17 protein-coding genes are annotated in these 17,818 nt (G+C 64.0%); 11 read left to right on the top strand and 6 right to left on the bottom strand.

What is annotated here, in order from left to right; genetic code table 11:
* The first annotated feature begins 295 nt into the window (after window positions 1-295).
* Complete coding sequence (nifA, locus tag ACR652_RS06905; protein WP_434505784.1) at window positions 296-2,026, top strand: nif-specific transcriptional activator NifA; 1,731 nt, start codon at window positions 296-298, stop codon at window positions 2,024-2,026.
* A 136-nt stretch (window positions 2,027-2,162) separates the two neighbouring features.
* On the opposite strand, the gene ACR652_RS06900 is transcribed toward nifA, so the two are convergent.
* Window positions 2,163-4,412 carry a PAS domain-containing sensor histidine kinase gene (locus ACR652_RS06900; RefSeq protein WP_434505783.1) on the bottom strand — a complete coding sequence of 750 codons (2,250 nt, stop codon included), beginning with the start codon at window positions 4,410-4,412 and terminating at the stop codon, window positions 2,163-2,165.
* A 167-nt stretch (window positions 4,413-4,579) separates the two neighbouring features.
* Between ACR652_RS06900 and ACR652_RS06895 the strand changes: the two genes are divergently transcribed.
* Together ACR652_RS06895 and ACR652_RS06890 are read left to right on the top strand one after the other, a co-directional pair.
* Window positions 4,580-4,951, top strand: a complete 372-nt coding sequence (locus ACR652_RS06895) for an H-NS family nucleoid-associated regulatory protein (protein WP_434505782.1) — start codon at window positions 4,580-4,582, stop codon at window positions 4,949-4,951.
* A gap of 97 nt (window positions 4,952-5,048) precedes the next feature.
* Entirely contained in the window at window positions 5,049-6,668 is a 1,620-nt protein-coding gene (locus tag ACR652_RS06890; protein WP_434505781.1) for an ABC-F family ATP-binding cassette domain-containing protein, read from the top strand.
* A 15-nt stretch (window positions 6,669-6,683) separates the two neighbouring features.
* Here the strand turns inward: ACR652_RS06890 and ACR652_RS06885 are convergent, their stop codons facing one another.
* Both ACR652_RS06885 and ACR652_RS06880 read right to left on the bottom strand, forming a co-directional pair.
* Window positions 6,684-7,268, bottom strand: coding sequence for a PAS domain-containing protein (locus ACR652_RS06885; RefSeq protein ID WP_434505780.1), 585 nt, complete (start codon window positions 7,266-7,268; stop codon window positions 6,684-6,686).
* A 259-nt stretch (window positions 7,269-7,527) separates the two neighbouring features.
* Window positions 7,528-9,447, bottom strand: a complete 1,920-nt coding sequence (locus ACR652_RS06880) for an ABC transporter ATP-binding protein (protein WP_434505779.1) — start codon at window positions 9,445-9,447, stop codon at window positions 7,528-7,530.
* 381 nt (window positions 9,448-9,828) lie between these two features.
* Here ACR652_RS06880 and ACR652_RS06875 point away from each other — a divergent pair, with 381 nt between their 5' ends.
* From ACR652_RS06875 to ACR652_RS06855, 5 genes are read left to right on the top strand one after another with little or no spacing between them, the layout of a single operon-like run.
* Window positions 9,829-10,272: a KGG domain-containing protein gene (locus ACR652_RS06875; protein ID WP_434505778.1), complete on the top strand. Its 444-nt coding sequence runs from the start codon at window positions 9,829-9,831 to the stop codon at window positions 10,270-10,272.
* Window positions 10,273-10,307: 35 nt separating this feature from the next.
* Window positions 10,308-10,505 (top strand): hypothetical protein, encoded by a 198-nt coding sequence (locus tag ACR652_RS06870; protein ID WP_434505777.1) that lies wholly within the window; start codon window positions 10,308-10,310, stop codon window positions 10,503-10,505.
* Between the two features lie 26 nt (window positions 10,506-10,531).
* Complete coding sequence (locus ACR652_RS06865; protein WP_434505776.1) at window positions 10,532-10,726, top strand: hypothetical protein; 195 nt, start codon at window positions 10,532-10,534, stop codon at window positions 10,724-10,726.
* 36 nt (window positions 10,727-10,762) lie between these two features.
* On the top strand, window positions 10,763-10,978 hold the full coding sequence (locus tag ACR652_RS06860; RefSeq protein WP_434505775.1) for a hypothetical protein: 216 nt from the start codon (window positions 10,763-10,765) through the stop codon (window positions 10,976-10,978).
* Window positions 10,979-10,990: 12 nt separating this feature from the next.
* Window positions 10,991-11,287 carry a hypothetical protein gene (locus ACR652_RS06855; protein ID WP_434505774.1) on the top strand — a complete coding sequence of 99 codons (297 nt, stop codon included), beginning with the start codon at window positions 10,991-10,993 and terminating at the stop codon, window positions 11,285-11,287.
* A 9-nt stretch (window positions 11,288-11,296) separates the two neighbouring features.
* On the opposite strand, the gene ACR652_RS06850 is transcribed toward ACR652_RS06855, so the two are convergent.
* The gene (locus ACR652_RS06850) at window positions 11,297-12,280 is read right to left on the bottom strand and encodes a phosphatase PAP2 family protein (RefSeq protein ID WP_434505773.1); all 984 of its coding nucleotides are present in this window, start codon (window positions 12,278-12,280) and stop codon (window positions 11,297-11,299) included.
* 196 nt (window positions 12,281-12,476) lie between these two features.
* On the opposite strand from ACR652_RS06850, the gene thrS reads away from it, so the two are divergent.
* Window positions 12,477-14,408 carry a threonine--tRNA ligase gene (gene thrS / locus ACR652_RS06845; protein WP_434505772.1) on the top strand — a complete coding sequence of 644 codons (1,932 nt, stop codon included), beginning with the start codon at window positions 12,477-12,479 and terminating at the stop codon, window positions 14,406-14,408.
* A 62-nt stretch (window positions 14,409-14,470) separates the two neighbouring features.
* On the opposite strand, the gene ACR652_RS06840 is transcribed toward thrS, so the two are convergent.
* Both ACR652_RS06840 and rpmB read right to left on the bottom strand, forming a co-directional pair.
* Complete coding sequence (locus tag ACR652_RS06840) at window positions 14,471-15,748, bottom strand: family 1 glycosylhydrolase (RefSeq protein WP_434505771.1); 1,278 nt, start codon at window positions 15,746-15,748, stop codon at window positions 14,471-14,473.
* A 200-nt stretch (window positions 15,749-15,948) separates the two neighbouring features.
* On the bottom strand, window positions 15,949-16,242 hold the full coding sequence (rpmB, locus tag ACR652_RS06835; protein WP_434505770.1) for a 50S ribosomal protein L28: 294 nt from the start codon (window positions 16,240-16,242) through the stop codon (window positions 15,949-15,951).
* Between the two features lie 391 nt (window positions 16,243-16,633).
* On the opposite strand from rpmB, the gene ACR652_RS06830 reads away from it, so the two are divergent.
* Both ACR652_RS06830 and ACR652_RS06825 read left to right on the top strand, forming a co-directional pair.
* Window positions 16,634-17,524 carry an NAD(P)-dependent methylenetetrahydromethanopterin dehydrogenase gene (locus ACR652_RS06830; protein WP_434505769.1) on the top strand — a complete coding sequence of 297 codons (891 nt, stop codon included), beginning with the start codon at window positions 16,634-16,636 and terminating at the stop codon, window positions 17,522-17,524.
* A gap of 71 nt (window positions 17,525-17,595) precedes the next feature.
* A partial coding sequence (locus ACR652_RS06825) for a formaldehyde-activating enzyme (protein WP_434505768.1) occupies window positions 17,596-17,818 on the top strand: 223 nt, incomplete at its 3' end.

The raw sequence follows: 17,818 nt of genomic DNA, 5'->3' as shown, positions 1-17,818 counted from the left end.
GTTTGCTCGTCCATCGGCGGGGTCGCCGCGGGGGCTCCGGCTTGTCGCAAAGCGGTCGGAGATATGTCCGCAACGCGACATTCGCCGGTTGTGTCCGGGCCGCGCAAAATGGGCGCCGGGGGAATGGGCGCCTGGGCAAAATCACGTCACTTGCCGGCCCGCGAAAGGCGGCGGCGGCGAGCGTCACACGAACGGAAGCGGCGGATAAGACGCCATTTTTGGTTTGGCGCCCGTGCTGGCGCGTCTATTGCATTTGGAATGATTATGACTTCCAAGATATGTGTGAGGCTCGCAGATGGGTCTTGAACTCGGCGGCGCCGTGAGCGCAGCGCCGACGCGCGCGACAGTCTCCGGCGAAACCGCGCTGGTCGGCATCTATGAAATCTCCAAACTGCTGGCGTCGCCCGCCCGCCTCGAGAATGTGCTGGCGGGCGTGCTGACGCTTCTGTCGAGCTTCCTCGACATGCGGCATGGTCTGATCGCCATTCTGGATGCAAAGGGCTCGCCGGAAGTCGTCGTCGGCTCGGGATGGAGCGAAGGCGCCGCGAAGCTGTTCTTCGAGCGCCTTCCCGAACGCGCCGTCGGTCAGATCGTTGCGACGAAGATGCCTGTTGTGGTCGAGGACGTGGCCTCGTCTCCGCTTTTCGAGGGCGTCGACCTCTCGGATTGGGGAACGGAAGACGGGCAATCCTTTTCGATGATCGGCGTTCCGATCAAGGACGGCGACGCGGTGGTCGGCACGCTTACCGTCGATCGCGTGCGCAACAAGCGGTCGTCCGTGCTGTTCGATCACGACGTGCGCTTTCTGACAATGATCGCCAATCTCGTGGGGCAGACGCTGCGTCTGCACAAGCTGATCGCGCGTGACCGCGAGCGGCTGATGCTGGAAAGCGCCTGGCGGGAGAAGGCGGATCGGGCCATCCCGCCGGAGGTGCGCGCGGAAGGACTCAAGGGTATTGTGGGCGACAGCCCCGCGGTGCACGCGGTCGTCGAGAAAATCCGGATCGTCGCGAAATCCAAATCAACCGTGTTGCTGCGCGGCGAGTCCGGCACCGGCAAGGAGCTGTTCGCCGCGGCCATCCACGATCAGTCGCCACGGCGCAACATGCCATTCGTCAAGCTCAATTGCGCGGCCTTGCCCGAGAGTGTGCTTGAATCCGAGCTCTTCGGGCATGAACGCGGCGCCTTCACTGGCGCCGCCAATCTCCGCAAGGGTCGCTTTGAACTGGCGCATGGCGGAACGCTCTTCCTCGATGAGATTGGCGAGATTACGCCCGCCTTCCAGGCGAAGCTGCTGCGCGTCCTGCAGGAAGGGGAGTTCGAGCGCGTGGGCGGCGCGCGGACCCTGAAAGTCGATGTGCGCATCGTCTGCGCGACCAATCGCAATCTGGAGCAGGCGGTGCAGCGCGGCGAATTTCGCGCGGATCTCTACTATCGCATCAGCGTCGTGCCGATCTTCCTGCCGCCCCTGCGCGAACGCAAGGGCGATCTTGCCCCGTTGGCCAATGAATTCCTGCGTCGCTACAATGGCGAGCAGGGCGTAAAGCTGCGCCTGTCCGAATCCGCCATGGGCGTGCTGGAGGAATGCGGCTTTCCCGGCAATATTCGCGAACTCGAAAACTGCATCTACCGCACGGCGACGCTCGCGCATGGCGACGTCATCGTCGACAAGGACTTTTCCTGCCGCAAGGACGGCTGTCTTTCGGCGATCCTCTGGGGCGGGACATCCTCGAAATGGCCGGGCGAGGTCACGCCGCTGCCGATCGTGGCGCCTGCGCAGGCGCCGGCTGCGAAGCCGCCGCTGGAGGAGGAGAGCGTCGGCGCCCCCGGCGTCGGGGAAACCTGTCCAGGCGCCGTGAATTGCAAGGTGATCGACAAGGATCCGCGCACCGACTACGAGAAACTCGTGGAGGCGATGGAGCGCGCCGGATGGGTGAAGGCGAAGGCCGCGCGTCTGCTCGGCTTGACCCCGAGGCAGATCGGCTATGCGCTCCAGAAGCACGGGATCACCGTGAAAAAGTTCTAGAACGCGCGCCCGGAGGGTGTGGACGCGCCCGCGCCCATGCGCCGCCAGCACAGGCGCCTCACGCGCAATCAGACCTGTGCGAACGCAAGCGCGCTCGTGCAGAGCGCCCGGGCGAACAGGATGTGACAGCTGACTCTCAGCCGTTTTCCAGCGGCAGCTTGACAACAAACTGGCTGCCCCTGCCTGGACCCTCGCTGTTCGCCTGGATGTCGCCCCGATGCAGCAGAACCAATTGCCGCGCGAGGGAAAGGCCGATCCCCAGACCCTCCGCGTTTCGTTCGGCCCCGTGCGTCATCTGACGAAACAGCTCGAAAATGGACGAGAGCTGGTTGGGCGGGATGCCCGCGCCATCGTCTCGCACCGTCACGATCGCGTCTCGCCCCGCGCGCCGCGCCGCGATTTCGATGCGTCCGCCGGTTTCGATGAACTTCGCGGCGTTGTCGAGCAGATTGCCGAAAGCCTGAATCAGACGCACAGGGTCGCCGATGATCGGCAATCGTTCCTGCGGAAGCTGCACGACCAGTTGCGCGTTCTTCTGGTCGATCTTGGCGCGCAGCAGCTCCACGGCCTCGGGGATCAGCGCCACGAGATCGACCCGCTCGTTTCTCAATTCGATCTTGCCCTGATTGATCCGCGAGACCTGCACGAGGTCGTTCACAAGCCGCGCGAGGTGGCGCCCCTGCCGGATCGCCCGTCTCAGCGCCAGCACATCCTCCGCCCGATCGCCGCCCGTCGCCGGATAGTCGGCTTCGACGCGTTCGATCGTCAGATTGATGGTCGCGAGCGGATTGCGCAATTCATGCGCCAGCGTGGCGAGGAAGTCGTTCTTGCGGCGGTCGCTCTCCTCAAGGAGGCGGAGTTGCGCCTGGATCTGCTCTTCCAGCCGCTTGCGCTCCGTGAAGTCGGTCACCATCGCCAGCGCGCCCGTGTAGCGACCGTCCTCAAAGACGGGCCGGCAGCTCAACAAAGCCCATAATTCAGAGCCGTTCTTGCGCCTGAACTTGAAGTCGTGGGTTTCCACGGAGCCCGCTTCACGCGTCGCGAGCTTCGACCGGGCGAGGTCGATCCACTCCTCGTCCATGAAGGAGGTCAGGTGTCGGCCAATCATTTCCTCGTAGGAATAGCCGAGCATCTCGGCCATCCTGGGATTGACGAAGATGGTGTTGGCGTCCGTGTCGAGGAGCCATATCCCCTCCAGGGACGTTTCGACGATGCGCTGATAGCGGTCTTCCGAGCGTTTGAGGAGAAGCTCCTGCGCTCCTTTCAACTCGGTGATGTCGAAGATCGCGCCCATCGCCCTGACGGGGCGGCCGGCGGCGTCGAACATGAGTTGCCCTTTGGATTTGATCCAGCGCAGGGCGCCGTCGTTTTCGCGCAGAACCCGCAGCTCGGCGTCGATGGCTTCGCCGCCCGCGAGCGCCGCGGCGATCTTCTCCTCGTAAGCGGCGCGATCATCGGGATGTGCGCGCAAGGTCAGGTCGTCGTGGGAGGCGGCGCGTCCGGCGTCATAGCCGAGGATTGCGCGAAACTCGCTGTTCACGGAGCTTTTGCCGGAGACGATGTCCCAGTCCCAGATTCCGATTTGCGCGGCCGACTGGGCCAGACCAAGGCGCTTCGAGCTTTCCCGCAGGGCTTCGTCGGATTGCTTGCGCTCGGTGATGTCGGCATGGGTGCCGATCGCGCGGGCGGGCGCGCCGTCTTCGTCCCATTCGACGGTTTTTCCTCGGCTGAGGATCCAGCGGTAGGACCCATCCTTCGCCCGAAGCCGGAACTCCAGGTGATAATGGCCGGGCTCCTTCAGCCGTTCGCGCGCGAGGCGCACGATCTGGTCGCGCTCCTGCGGATGCAGCGCCGCGATCCAGAAACCCGCGCTATCGGCGGTCCACTCGGAGGCGTCATAGCCCAGCATTCGAAAATAGGCGTCGCTATACGTCGCCTCGTTGGTTTTCAGGTCCCAGTCCCAAATGCCGTCATTGGCGGCTTCGAGCGCATAGCGGTAGCGTTCCTCGCTTTTTCGCAACGCTTCCTCGGCGCGCTTCCTTTGGGTGATGTCTTCCGCGAAGACGACGACGCCGCCGATCTGCCCGGTCTCATCACGCCAGGGGCGCATCTCGGTGTCCACCCACTGAACGGGCCCATGCGGCGCGAGGAGGCGTTCCTCCCGGCGGGTGATCGACTCTCCCGCCAGCGCGCGGCGATGTGCGTCACCGAATTGGGCCAGCGCGTCGGGGTGCACCTCATAGGCCGAGCGACCGACGATCGAACTGTCAAGCTTTCGCTCGTCGAGCCAGCGCCGGCTCGCGGCGACATAGCGCATGTCCCGGTCAAACATCGCCATGGCGACAGGCGCCTGTTCGATGAAAAGCCGCAGCTCCTTACCCTTCATGTCCGGAGCGCCCGGGCCTGCGGCTTCGGCCGGCAAGGCGGCCGGCCGGGGATGGGGCCGTCCCTGTCGCCCACGGGGTCAGCGCAACCTTTACCGTAGAGAGGAGTTGATTTATGCCTCATCGTGAATAGTAAGTAAGCACGATCTTTTCCGGAGCGCCAAAGAAAATGAGCGACGAGTTCGCCAATCTGTCCGACCTTGAAATCATGTCCCTCATTCACCGGGCGAATGAGGAGCTTGCGCGTCGCAAGGACGCGCAAAGGGAGACGCTTCGGGCCGATATCGAGCAGAAACTCAGAACCGCCGGACTCGATCTGGCGGATCTCTTTCCGGAACTGGACGGCAAATCGTCCTCTCCTGTCGCTTCGAAAACGGCTGAGCGTGCGCCCCGGGCCACCGCCCCGAAATACAGGAACCACGTCAGCGGCGACACCTGGTCCGGCCGCGGCGCGCACCCGCCGCAATGGGTGAAGTCCATTCTGATGGAGCGGGGGTGGACAATCGAGGAGTTCAAGGCGTCGACCGAATTCCTCGCCTGACTGACGCCTTCAGCAGGGCCGACGACCTCGCGCCCCTCTTTCGCGGCCGCGTCGACTGGCGTATGGGGCGCGGTCCGTCTTCTCCCCCGCAGGTCCCATGATTCGCATCGACAACGTCAGCAAGCAGAACGGCTCCCAGATTCTGTATATCGAGGCGTCGGCCGCGCTTCTGAGGGGCGAAAAGGTCGGGCTCGTCGGGCCGAACGGGGCCGGAAAGACGACGCTGTTTCGCATGATGACCGGGCGGGAGCAGCCGGACGAGGGCCAGGTCTCCGTCGAACGGGGCGTCACGATCGGCTATTTCAATCAGGACGTCGGCGAAATGTCCGGCCAGAGCGCCGTGACGGAGGCCATGGACGGGGCCGGACCGGTGAGCGCGGTCGCCGCCGAATTGAGGTCGCTGGAATCCGCCATGGCCGATCCCGACCAGGCCGACGACATGGACGACATCATTCTGCGCTACGGCGAGGCGCAGGCCCGCTTCGAGGAGCTCGACGGCTATGCGCTGGAGGGGCGCGCCCGCGAGGTTCTCGCAGGGCTGAATTTCACGCAGGAGATGATGGACGCCGACGTGGGCGCGCTGTCGGGCGGCTGGAAGATGCGCGTGGCGCTCGCCCGCATCCTGCTCATGCGTCCCGACGCCATGCTGCTCGACGAGCCGAGCAACCATCTCGATCTCGAAAGCCTCATCTGGCTCGAGGACTTCCTGAAAGGCTACGACGGCGCGCTGCTCATGACCTCGCACGACCGCGAGTTCATGAACCGGATCGTCAACAAGATCATCGAGATCGACGGCGGCGCGCTGACCACCTACGCGGGGAATTACGAATTCTACGAGCAGCAGCGCGCGCTGGCCGAGAAGCAGCAGCAGGCGCAGTTCGAGCGGCAGCAGGCGATGCTGGCCAAGGAAATCAAGTTCATCGAACGCTTCAAGGCGCGCGCCTCCCACGCCGCGCAGGTGCAGAGCCGCGTGAAGAAGCTCGACAAGATCGAGAAGGTGGAGCCGCCACGCCGGCGGCAGACCATCCTTTTCGACTTTCCGCCGGCGCCGCGCTCCGGCGAGGACGTGGCGACGCTGAAGAATGTGCACAAGAGCTATGGCGCCCGCCGTATCTACGAGGGCCTCGACTTCGCTGTGCGGCGCAAGGAGCGCTGGTGCGTCATGGGCGTGAACGGCGCCGGCAAATCGACGCTGCTGAAGCTCGTCGCGGGCGCCGCGACGCCCGACACGGGCGACGTGACCATCGGCGCCAGCGTGAAGATGGGCTATTTCGCGCAGCACGCCATGGAGCTTCTCGACGGTGACCGCACGGTCTTCGAGACGCTGGAGGACGCCTTTCCGCAGGCGGGCCAGGGATCCCTGCGCACGCTCGCGGGCTGCTTCGGATTTTCCGGCGACGACGCGGAGAAGAAATGCCGTGTGCTATCGGGCGGCGAGAAGGCGCGTCTGGTCATGGCGAAGATGCTCTACGATCCGCCGAACTTCCTGGTTCTGGACGAGCCGACCAACCATCTCGATCTCGCGACGAAGGAGATGCTCATCGCCGCGCTCGCCGGATACGAGGGCGCCATGCTCTTCGTGTCGCATGACCGGCGTTTTCTTGCCGCGCTCTCGAACCGCGTTCTGGAGCTCACGCCGGATGGGCTCCATAAATATGACGGCGGCTACACGGAATATGTCGCGCATACGGGTCACGAGGCCCCTGGGCTGCATTGAGAAACGAGGATCGCGTCACGCGCCGAAACAGGCGCTCTTGCCGCCTTCGTGAAGAACCAGCCGGGGGCGGCTGGCGGTCCTTGCCGAGCGGCCGGCGAAGCTCGCGTCCCTGCCGTCCAGCACGCGCAGGGAACTGACATGCAGCGCGGGCGCGGTCTTGCGCCCAAGCCACTCAGGCTCATGCGCGGGCGTCAGCGCGCCGAGCGCCAGCGAATGCGTCTTTCCGGAGTGCCGCAGCGGCAGCAGCAGCAGTTCCGCGTCGAGGCGCGACAGGTCGCCCGCGCCGCTGCGCGCGCCCACGACAACCGGGCGGGCCTCATCGGTCACGGCGGAAATGGCCGCGACGATCGCGTCGCGATCCTGCTCGTCCCAAAATTCGAGGAACGAGCGGCCTTTCTGGTCCGCGAGGCGGAAAGCGTTGATGCGGGTGCCGCACATCTCCAGCGGGTAGCGGCCGGAGCGGTCGATCTGGAGAATGAAGACATTGGCGAGGAGATGACGGATCGACGCGAGGTCGATGTCATTGCGTTCAGGCGCAAGGCGCGCGCCCTTCAGGCTGTTCCAATAATCGTAGAGTTCTTTCGAGACCAGTTGTTTCATTCCCAGCTCCTGCCCGAGCCTCTGGCCGCGTCCGCTTTGCTGTGAAAACCGCGCGGCCAGGTGGTTATTCAGTGATTACCTGATGGTCCGAAGTGTTAGCGCGCGCCCTCTGACCAGACGTTTAGCCGGACATGTAAAATTGTTTGCATCCGGCGATAAAAAGCGGCCCGCTCGCGACAAATGGTCAAGCTGACGCCGTGGCGCGCGCCGTTCCTGAAGGCAATCTGTGGTTAACGTGGCTGTAAGAGACGCGGCGTCCTTACCGCTCGGCCACGCTCTTTTGCGTGAGGCGCCGCCGTCCGTGGGGCAGGGCCGCGCGCCGGCGACCGGGCGCCGTCTCCGTCTCGCCTTGTCGCCACAAGCGCGCATAGGCGCCCGTTCTCGCGAGAAGCTCGGAATGCGTTCCACTCTCCGCGATGCGGCCTGCCTCGACCACATGGATGCGGTCGCAATCGACGACGGACGCCAGCCGGTGGGTGACGAGCACGATGGTGCGACGACGTTTGAGGCGATGGAGCGTCTCGATCAGCAATGTCTCATTGCTGGGATCGAGAGCGCTGGTCGGTTCATCGAGGACCAGGAAGGGCGCCTCGCTCAACAGCGCCCGGGCGATCGCCAATCTTTGGCGCTGCCCGCCCGAGAGATTGGCGCCGCCTTCGCTCAGCGTCGTCCCATAAGCCTGCGGAAGCTCCGCGATGAAGGTCGAGGCGCCCGCGAGCGCGGCGGCGTCCTCGATCTCGGCCATGCCGGCGGCGGGGCGCCCATAAGCGATGTTTTCCGCCACGGTTGTGGGGAGCACGAGAGTGTCCTGCGTGACATAGGCGAAATGCGCACGCAGATCGGCGAGCCGGATATCGCGATAGTCAAGGCCGTCGAGACGCAGCGCTCCCTGTACCGGATCATGGAACCGCAGCATGAGCTTCAGAAGCGAACTCTTGCCCGCGCCGCTCGGGCCGACGAAGGCGACCATCTCTCCCGGCGCGATGGTCGCTCGGAGCTCGCTCACAACCATGCGGCCGGGACGATAGCTGAACGACACATCGTCGAAGGCCAGATGTCTCGGCTTCGGCGGGAGCGGTCGCGCGCCGGGCTTGTCCCTGATCTGCTCGGGTTCATCGAGTACGAAGAAAACGCGCCGCGCGGCCGCTTCGAAGGTGCGCACTTTCGAGAAGAATTCCGCCAGCCACTTCAGCGGGTCCCAGAGCTTGCGCAGATAGTCCATGAAGATGATCAGCGCGCCGACGGTCATGCCTCCGGGAGCCGGCGCGAGAAACTGGTCGCGATAGACGAGCCAGCCACCATAGCCGAGAATGATGGCGCCGCCGACGGAGAGAATGAGGTCACGCGCGAAGGGATAGAGCTGCTCCTGCCAGTTGAGGCGCAGCAGCGCCGTGACGCTTCGGGCGACCGCCTGCTCGAAGCGCCCGAACTCAAAGCTCTCGCGCCGGAACGCCTGCGCCAGCGGCACGCGGACCATCGCCTGCTGGATATGCGACGTGAGGTCCGCGTCGATCTGCTTGGACTCCAGCGCACGCTTGTGAATGCGCATGCCGAAGCGCCAGTTGCTCCAGACGATCAGCGGCGCGACCGAATAGGCCGCGAATGTGAGCGGCGGATTGTGCGACACGAGGATCATCGTCATCACGGTGAGCGTGACGGCCGCCACCGAGGTGCCGATGACGATGTCGACGATGCCCCAGGGGCCGAAGGCGTCGGTCGTGAGGCGATAGATGGCGTCGCCCTGCGGGCGAGCGTGATGCCAGGCAAGATCGAGCCTTTGCAGCTTGGCGAAAAGATCGGCGCGAACGCGCGTGGTTCCCCAGTAGTTCAGGTGGTAATTGATCATGCTGCGGGCGAGCCAGGCGGAATAGCCGATCACCTGCAAGGCGAGACCGATGAGCACGAGGCCGACGATCTGGCCGGGTTTGTCCGTCGGCAGCAGCGCCAGAAAATAGGCGTGCAGCCAGCCGGCTTTTGGTTCCTTCGTGAGAACGGAATCGACGAGCACGGCGAGCGGCCAGGTTTCGAGCAGGCCGACGGCCACGGAAACGCCGATGAGCAGGACGAGCGTCGCGATCCACCATTTGTCCGCGACGAAATAGGCGAAGGCTCTTTCATAAATTGCGCGCTTGGCGGTCCGGCCAAGTCGTTCGACGGACATCGGTTCTGTTGGGCTCATGTCGCCTCAAACGCGCGCCAGGGGAAAAAGGTCGTGCCCGAGCGTCTTGCGAACAGCCTGACGATAAAGAAAAAACCTGCTCTGGCGGAGCCTCGTGCATTCACTGTTACATGAACAGGAAATTACGTAATCGTACTTACTTCCCATGCTCGGCGCGCAAACGATCTAGCGCTGATCGCCTCGGGAATCTGGCGAGTAACGAACGGTGTTTCAGGGTCTGAAACGCCGGCGTTCCAGCACCAGGCGCAAGGCCGCTCGGCAGGACATAGCGCTGGCCGGCAGGCGGCTCTCGAGGCCCGGAACATGCGCTTGGGCGTTCGTTTCGGCAGGGGCCCGCAAGGCTCCAGAACATCCAGCGCATTTTGGTAACGGGAGGTCACTATGGCCCGCACGCATGGGACGGAAGGTGGAAAGGGCGCCGAAAAGGCCAAGGGCACGATGACGGTTCAGGAAGCCGGCCGCATCGGCGGCGAGATCCGCAAGGAAGAGCTGGGGCCGGAAGGCTATTCCGAGATCGGCAAGATGGGCGGCGAGGTCCGCAAGGAGCAGCTCGGCCACGAAGGCTATTCCGAGATGGGCAAGAAGGGCGGCGAGGCCCGCAAGGAGCAGCTCGGCCCGGAAGGCTATTCCGAACTCGGCAAGATGGGCGGCGAAGCGCGCAAGGAGCAGCTTGGTCCGGAAGGCTATTCGGAACTCGGCCATAAGGGCGGGCAGCGCGTGAAGCAGCTCATCGAAGAAGGCAAGCGCGCCGAAGGCGAGGGCGCGACGGAAGAGGAAGGTGAAGAGGAAAGCGGCGGCAAGGGCCGCGGCAAACCCCGTCACTGATGAAGGGTTCGGGCGCTTGATGATGGAGAGGCGACATGGCGCAGCGACAGACAGAACGGCCGCCGGAGAAATCCGGCAAGGGAAAGATGACTGTCGAAGAGGCCGGCCATCTTGGCGGTGAAAAGGGCGGCCATAAGGGCGGCGAACGCGTCAAGGAGCTGATCGAGGAAGGCAAGCGCGCGGAAAGCCAGGGCGGTTCGGCGAAAGGTGGCAAGACAAAGCCACGGCACTGAGCCGCCCCTGCGGAAAGGAGGGAACCATGCCGCAAAAACAGACGGAACCAGAAAAGCCGCCGGTCCGGCACGGCCAGATGACGGTTGAGGAAGCGGGTCGTCTCGGAGGCCACAAGGGCGGCCAGCGGGTCAAGCAGCTCATCGAAGAGGGCAAGCACGCCGAACGCCAGGACTCCGGCGACGACATCGGTGACGAAGAAGAGGATCAGGGCGAAGCCTAGCCAGTGGTTTCGCCACCAATGGCGAAAGGAAAGATCATGCCAGGTAAACAGACTTCCCAGGGCGGCGGGAAAGCCAAGGGCGCCCCGATGACCGTGAAGGAAGCGGGCAAGATGGGCGGCGAAATCCGCAAGGAAGAGCTGGGGCCGGAAGGCTATTCCGAGCTCGGCCACAAGGGCGGCCAGCGCGTCAAGCAGCTCATCGAGGAAGGCAAGCGCGCCGAGGGCGGCCCCTCCAAGGGCAAGAAGCACTAGCGGAGACACGCGATGCCTCGAACGACCGAAAACACCGGCGAAGGCCGCGGCAGCGGCCACAAGGGACCGGCGAAGGGCTTCGCCTTTGGCGTGGCCTCCGTCACCCAGGCCCTTCACGGCACGAGCTTCCCGATCTCGAAGGACGATCTGATCCGCGAGCACGGGAAAGAGGAGGTCAACTGGACAAAGGACAGCTCCGAACCTCTGGAAGACCTGCTGCGCGAGGTGGACAAGGACGAGTTCCTGTCGGTCGCCGACGTAGCGTCCGCCGTTTCCGAAGCGCACCGGAACGCTGAGGACGAAGAATAGCTGATCTCTTCAGCCGCCGACCAGAGGGGGGGTCGGCGTCTGTCGCGTTTTCAGCCTTTGGCCGCCAGCGGCCAGCCGTCGCGCAAGCGGCCAGAACACAAGCATGATCAGAACTCCCGCGATAATATCGGCGAAATAGTGCCCGCCATGCACGATGATGCTGGGCAGCATCGCCAGATTGAGAATCGTGAACGGCCACAAAGCGTAGGGAACGCCGCGCGCCACAAGTATCATCAGCATGCCGAGAGCGGCGTGGCCGCTGGGGAAAGTGATGATGCCGGGCATGTCGTCGAGGTCGATGACCGGCATGAGCCCCGAGCGCAGCGCAAGAAAGTTGCTCTGGCCGACACGACCGCCCGCGACAGCCGTATTCGTGAAACCAATATCCGAGACGCCGGTGAAGCCGATGGCCGGCGCAGCGGCGGCAATCGCGGACCCGATGAAGATCAGGGCGATCATCGAGATCACGAGAGCGTCAAATGTTTCGTAATCCCGCAGAAAAAGCAGGGCCACGATGATGATCGCCATCTGCCAGTGGAGGCTGTTGTAAATGACGAAGAGCATGTCGCAGGCGATGGCTGAACGGTCCCAAAGGGCCGTGAAGGTCGCAGGGTCGAGGCCCAGGGCGTGATCGATCGCGAGGAGGCGCTGATCGACGAGTTCACGCCCGGCGCCGTGTATGGCGAACAGATATTGTAGAATCGTGGCCGACAGGAACATGCCAAAGAAAATTCCCAGCATCCGGCATCCGCTCACCACCTGGCAATTGAGCGCCCGCGCCTGCCCATAGAACGCCAGAAGCAGAGGGACGCCGACGATGGCGACCGGGCGCTCGACATTCCGGAACGTGACGCGCAGAAACTGCATGTCGATCCAGACGACGACGGCGAGAAGCAGCAGGGCCAGAAGGGCGCCCGGTCCCGGGCGATAACAGCTTGTGCGGGGGAAAACGACGCAAGGGGGCGCCACAGGGCCAAAAGAAAGCTCTTTCATTGAAATCTCGGCGAAAAAATAGATTGTCGGTTCAGATGTCTTCAATCTGGCGTAGAAATGTAAACAAAAAATGTAGCCACGGTTGAGCTGACCGCCCGATTGCGCCGGCGGGCGCGACGCGTTAAAACCCGCTCCTTCCCACGCCAAGCGACTTACGCCGATCCGTGTCGGCGATTGAGCGCGACAGGAGCGACAAATGGTTGCTGTTACGTTTCCCGACGGGGCGTCCCGTCAATTCGAGGCCGGCGTGACGGGCTTCGACATCGCCAAAAGCATCTCGCCCTCTCTCGCCAAGCGCACCGTCGCCATGGCGCTCGACGGCGAACTCGTCGATCTGATGAAGCCCGTCCGCAAGGACTCCAGGATCGAATTCGTCTCGCGCGACGACCCGCGCGCGCTCGAGCTCATCCGTCATGACGCCGCCCATGTGCTGGCCGAGGCGGTGCAGGAGCTTTATCCGGGCACGCAGGTGACGATCGGCCCGGTGATCGAAAACGGTTTCTATTACGATTTCCATCGCGCCGAGCCGTTCACGCCCGAGGATCTTCCGGTCATCGAGAAGAAGATGCGCGAGATCATCGCCCGCGACGCGCCGATCCTGCGCGAGGAATGGGACCGCGATCACGCCAGGACCTGGTTCATCGCCAAGGGCGAGACCTTCAAGGGCGAGCTGATCGACAGCATCAAGTCCGACGAGCCGCTGAGCGTCTACAAGCAGGGACACTGGCTCGATCTCTGTCGCGGCCCGCATCTGCCGTCCGTCGGCAAGATCGGCGCCGCCTTCAAGCTCATGAAGGTCGCGGGCGCCTATTGGCGCGGCGACTCGACGAAGCCGATGCTCTCGCGCATCTATGGCACCGCCTGGGCCACCCAGGAGGAGCTCGACGCCTATCTGCATCGCCTCGAGGAAGCCGAGCGCCGCGACCATCGTCGCCTTGGCCGCGAGATGGACCTCTTTCATTTCCAGGAGGAGGGGCCGGGCGCGATCTTCTGGCATCCCAAGGGCTGGACGCTGTTCCAGTCGCTCGTGTCCTACATGCGCCGGCGCCAGAAGGCGGCGGGCTATGCGGAGGTCAACACGCCGCAGGTGCTCGACCGCGCCTTGTGGGAGACCTCCGGTCATTGGCAGACCTATCGCGAGAACATGTTCGTCACCAAGACGGAGGACGAGCGCGTTTTCGCCATCAAGCCGATGAACTGCCCCGGCCATGTGCAGATCTTCAAGAACGGCCTGAAGTCCTACCGTGACCTGCCGGTGAAGATCGCCGAGTTCGGCGTCGTGCATCGGTACGAGCCCTCGGGCGCGCTGCACGGCATGATGCGGGTGCGCGCCTTCACGCAGGACGACGCGCATATCTTCTGCTCCGAAGACCAGATCATGGACGAGGCGTTGAAGATCAACGACCTCATCCTGACGATCTACCGCGACTTCGGCTTCGACGACGTCGTCGTGAAGCTCTCGACGCGGCCGGAAAAGCGGGTGGGGTCGGACGAGGCCTGGGACAAGGCGGAGGCTGCGCTCGGGCGCGTGCTCGACGAACTTGCGCGGCGCGGGCTGAAGACCAGCATTCAGGAGGGCGAGGGCGCCTTTTATGGTCCGAAGCTCGAATATACGTTGCGAGACGCCATCGGCCGCGAGTGGCAGTGCGGCACGACGCAGGTGGATTTCAATCTCCCTGTGCGGTTCGGCGCCTTCTACATCGGGCAGGACAGCGAGAAGAAGACGCCGGTGATGATCCACCGCGCGATGTTCGGCTCGCTGGAGCGGTTCACCGGCATTCTGATCGAGCATTACGCGGGCCATCTGCCGCTGTGGCTGTCGCCGCTTCAGATCGTGATCTGCACGATCACGCAGGAGGCGGACGACTACGCCTATGAAATCGCCGCGTCCGCGCGCAAGCTGGGGCTCAATGTCGACGTCGACGCGCGTAACGAGAAGATCACCTACAAGGTGCGCGAACATTCGCATGCGAAGGTTCCGGTGCTGCTCGTGGCGGGTAAGAAGGAAGCGGCGGAGCGCACGATCTCGATGCGCCGTCTCGGATCGCAGCAGCAGACGCAATTGCCGATCAACGAGGCGCTGGCGCAGCTTGCCGCCGAGGCGACGCCGCCCGACGTTCGCGGGTAGCGCGGCCATCGAAACAACCAGGGTCCGGAGCCGCGCCGCGGCTCCGGACGGGCTCCCTGGCGTCAATCGCTCTCGGTCTTTTCGGTCTCCTGCGCGCGGCGCTGTGTCGATGGCGTTCCGCGCCGTTGGGCATAGCGCGCGAGTGGCACCGTCAGACAGACGCTTTGAGCCGGCAGAACCTCGCGCCAGTCCTTGATCAGTTGCTTGTAGGCCTTGCCCACGGCGCGCGGTCTGCGGTCCAGATCGTAGAGACCCAGCGGGCAGACCTTGCCGCGCAATTCGCGCAAGGCGACGTCCCAGTCGATCTGGTCGATCAGCGAATACCAGGTGAAGCCAACGATGGGCACGCCGCTGTTGCGCACGCGCAGCACATTCGCCCATTCCTTGCGGAGCCAGCGCACGGCCTCGTCGCCATTCGGGCCTTCGTTGGTGTTGGTCTCCGTGTGCATCACCGGCAGGCGATAGCGGTCGTAATACTGCCGCGTGATTTCATTGTAGCCGAAGATCTCGCCCGAGGACGACGTCTTGCCGTCGTCCGTCACATTGTGCTCATTCGCGCCGTAGTAGTCATTGCCCATGATGCAATGGCTCTTGAGATTGTGATGCATGAAGAAATCATACTCTTCGCGGCTCATGCCATTATCCATCAGGAAGCAGAACATCTGCGAATTGACGCGCCGTCCGTAGTTGAGATCGAGCGACAGGAAGCGCCGTTCGTTGAGAATTTCGGCTGGACCGATGGCCCCGGGGTTCTCCGCATGGAAATATTCGGTCGATTCGCTCTGCACGAAGATCGCGTCGGGGCGGACGGCGAGAATGGCGTGCATGGCCAGCACATTGGCTTTCACGACATGCTTGAGCGCCGTGACGAATCCTTTGTCGGTCGCGAGCTGTTCGTTCCACCAGCCATAGGCGGCGGAGAAGGTCGCGCAGACAAACATTTCATTGACGGGCGTATAGAGCTGAATCCAGGGAAAGCGCTTGGCGAAAGCGGTCGTGTAACGGGCGAAGCATTCGGGAAAGTCCGGGTTCTGGAAGTTCCCGATCCAGTCCGGCACGCCGAAATGGCAGAGATCGGCGATCGGGAAAATCTCTCTCACCTGCAAATCGTTGAACACGCGGTCGGCGAAGTCCCAGTCATAGCGGTCGGGGCCGGGCCAGGTCAGGCACAGCGGCAGGCCGTAGCGCAGGGTGCGCACGCCAAGTTCCTGAACGAGATCGAAATCCTCGCGCCAACGCTCGTAATGGCCGGTCAGCGCCATCTCGTCGACTCGCGTGCGTCCGTGCCGGATTGTCGGGCAACTGTTTTCAATGCCCGTGCTGAACATGAAATGGGTCATTCCGCGCTCCTCGCCGCCCGCCGTTACGCGGTTAGCTAAGGGGCCGGGCGCCGATGGACAGGCAGGGGATCATTCGGGCGCGATTCGCGGCGCCGGCAAGGTCACGCTGTCCTGCATCGCGGAAGCCTGCAATGTTCGCCAAACGACAAAAGCCCCGGCGCCTTGAGAGCGACGGGGCCATTCAGACCGATTGAAGACGATCAGGCGGTCGCGCCGGCCTGCTTCTTCTCGATCTCGCGCTTCAGCTCGCGGGCGTTCTGCGACAGTTCGTCAGTGTTGGCCTTGGCCAGGAAGGCGTCGAGGCCGCCGCGGTGCTCGACCGAGCGCAGGGCCGCAGCCGAAATGCGCAGGCGCACCGAGCGCGCCAGCGCCTCGGAGGCCAGCGTCACATTGACGAGATTGGGCAGGAAACGCGTGCGCGTCTTGCGATTGGAGTGGCTGACGAGATTGCCCGTCTGCACGCCCTTGCCGGTCAGCTCGCAACGCCGGGACATGGAACTTCCTTTCAAACCTTGTAGCGCTTCCATCCGCCGGGAGCGGCGTGGGCCGCGGTCCGCTGATGGATGGGTGGAAACGACGCAAAAGGCTCGCCGCTCTCGCGCCAAGCCCTGTTCGGGAGGCCTTATAAGAGGAAAGCGCGGCGAGCGTCAACCTGCCGGAAAGCCTCGGGGCGCCGTGGGGCGGCGATCGCGCGGGTTTTCCCAACTCGCCTCTGGACATTGGCGGCGTTCTGGGTTCTAAGCCTGTCGTCGCTCCGGGCGGGTCCGCTGCGCCGTTCCGCGCCCGGGACCATCGAGACTCGACAGCGCCGGAGCCTGTCCTGCCGCCGCGCCCATCCATTGCCCGAGGGCGCCGGCCAGAATGACAAAGGTTGGGGAAATTCCAATGGCCAAAGCAATTCTGCATATGCTCAGCACCTTGAAGCATATGAGCCCCTTCGACGTGAACATGGCCCTGGACGCCGGCTACGACGCGGCGATTCCCTACACCAATGTGACTCTCGACGAAGTCACCGCGCTCGTGCAGGACGCCATGTTCTCCCGCGCTCCCTCCGCCGCTCTCAGGACCGGCATCTTCTTCGCGGGCCGTGACGCCGTGCTGGCGCTCGACATGCTCGAGGAGGCCAAAAAGGCGCTGCTGAAGCCCTTCGAAGTGTCGCTCTTCGCCGACCCCTATGGCTCCTTCACCACCGCCGGCGCGATGGTCGCCTGCACCGAGAAGGTGCTGCGCGAGAAGAAGGGCCGTGAGCTCAAGGGCGCCAAGATCGTCATCTACGGCGCGACCGGCGTCGTCGGCTATTCTTCCGCGGTCATTGCGGCGCTGGAAGGCGCCGAGGTGACGGTCGTCGGCTACAGCGGCCTCGATCGCGTCGCCAAGCAGGCCGACGAAATGAACAAGCGCTTCAACATCAAGGTGACGCCGGCCGACGGCTCCAACCACGAGATGGTGCGCGATCTGCTGCAGAAGCACGAAATCGCGCTCTGCGCCGCCCGCGCCGGCGTGCAGGTGCTCTCCAAGGAAGATCTCGCGGCCGCGAAGAGCCTGCTGATCGCCGCCGACGTGAACGCCGTGCCGCCGCTGGGCGTCGAGGGTTGCGGTCTGCACGACAACGCCGTTGTCATTTCCGAGCATGGCGCGCTTGGCATCGGCGCGCTGGCCATCGGCAATGTGAAATACGGCACGGAATCGGGCCTGTTCAAGCAGATGGTCACCTCCGACAAGCCGCTCTGCCTCGACTTCCGCCACGCTTTCGCGCTGGCGCGTCAGCTCGTCTGATCTTTCACGCGCGTCGGCCCTGATCGGCCGGGCGCGCGACACTGGTTGAGTGCGCGCCGCGACTCCTGTCCGTGGCGCTTCTCAAGGCCGGCGCTGCAGGCGCACGGTTTCTTCCCAAAAGGCCCGCCCCCGAGGCGGGTGTCATGTTTCTTCGAAAGGAAACGCACATGGCGCTTATCAACAAGATGCTGGTTGGCGAGTCGCTCGTCGGCGAGGGCAACGAAGTCGCTCACATCGACCTGATCATGGGTCCGCGCGGCTCGGCCGCCGAGCTGGCTTTCGCCAACGCGCTCG

Source organism: Methylocystis sp. (genome assembly GCF_051061225.1).
GTDB lineage: Bacteria > Pseudomonadota > Alphaproteobacteria > Rhizobiales > Beijerinckiaceae > Methylocystis.
This window is presented reverse-complemented; position numbering and strand designations above follow the sequence as displayed.

Excerpts from the sequence above, each read along its gene's own strand:
- ACR652_RS06855 (WP_434505774.1), top strand. The coding sequence starts at position 10,991 with ATGCCTCGAACGACCGAAAACACCGGCGAAGGCCGCGGCAGCGGCCAC.
- ACR652_RS06830 (WP_434505769.1), top strand. The coding sequence starts at position 16,634 with ATGGCCAAAGCAATTCTGCATATGCTCAGCACCTTGAAGCATATGAGC.
- ACR652_RS06840 (WP_434505771.1), bottom strand. The coding sequence starts at position 15,748 with ATGACCCATTTCATGTTCAGCACGGGCATTGAAAACAGTTGCCCGACA.
- ACR652_RS06870 (WP_434505777.1), top strand. The coding sequence starts at position 10,308 with ATGGCGCAGCGACAGACAGAACGGCCGCCGGAGAAATCCGGCAAGGGA.
- ACR652_RS06895 (WP_434505782.1), top strand. The coding sequence starts at position 4,580 with ATGAGCGACGAGTTCGCCAATCTGTCCGACCTTGAAATCATGTCCCTC.
- ACR652_RS06865 (WP_434505776.1), top strand. The coding sequence starts at position 10,532 with ATGCCGCAAAAACAGACGGAACCAGAAAAGCCGCCGGTCCGGCACGGC.
- thrS (WP_434505772.1), top strand. The coding sequence starts at position 12,477 with ATGGTTGCTGTTACGTTTCCCGACGGGGCGTCCCGTCAATTCGAGGCC.
- ACR652_RS06900 (WP_434505783.1), bottom strand. The coding sequence starts at position 4,412 with ATGAAGGGTAAGGAGCTGCGGCTTTTCATCGAACAGGCGCCTGTCGCC.
- ACR652_RS06850 (WP_434505773.1), bottom strand. The coding sequence starts at position 12,280 with ATGAAAGAGCTTTCTTTTGGCCCTGTGGCGCCCCCTTGCGTCGTTTTC.
- ACR652_RS06860 (WP_434505775.1), top strand. The coding sequence starts at position 10,763 with ATGCCAGGTAAACAGACTTCCCAGGGCGGCGGGAAAGCCAAGGGCGCC.
- rpmB (WP_434505770.1), bottom strand. The coding sequence starts at position 16,242 with ATGTCCCGGCGTTGCGAGCTGACCGGCAAGGGCGTGCAGACGGGCAAT.
- ACR652_RS06885 (WP_434505780.1), bottom strand. The coding sequence starts at position 7,268 with ATGAAACAACTGGTCTCGAAAGAACTCTACGATTATTGGAACAGCCTG.
- ACR652_RS06875 (WP_434505778.1), top strand. The coding sequence starts at position 9,829 with ATGGCCCGCACGCATGGGACGGAAGGTGGAAAGGGCGCCGAAAAGGCC.
- nifA (WP_434505784.1), top strand. The coding sequence starts at position 296 with ATGGGTCTTGAACTCGGCGGCGCCGTGAGCGCAGCGCCGACGCGCGCG.
- ACR652_RS06890 (WP_434505781.1), top strand. The coding sequence starts at position 5,049 with ATGATTCGCATCGACAACGTCAGCAAGCAGAACGGCTCCCAGATTCTG.
- ACR652_RS06880 (WP_434505779.1), bottom strand. The coding sequence starts at position 9,447 with ATGAGCCCAACAGAACCGATGTCCGTCGAACGACTTGGCCGGACCGCC.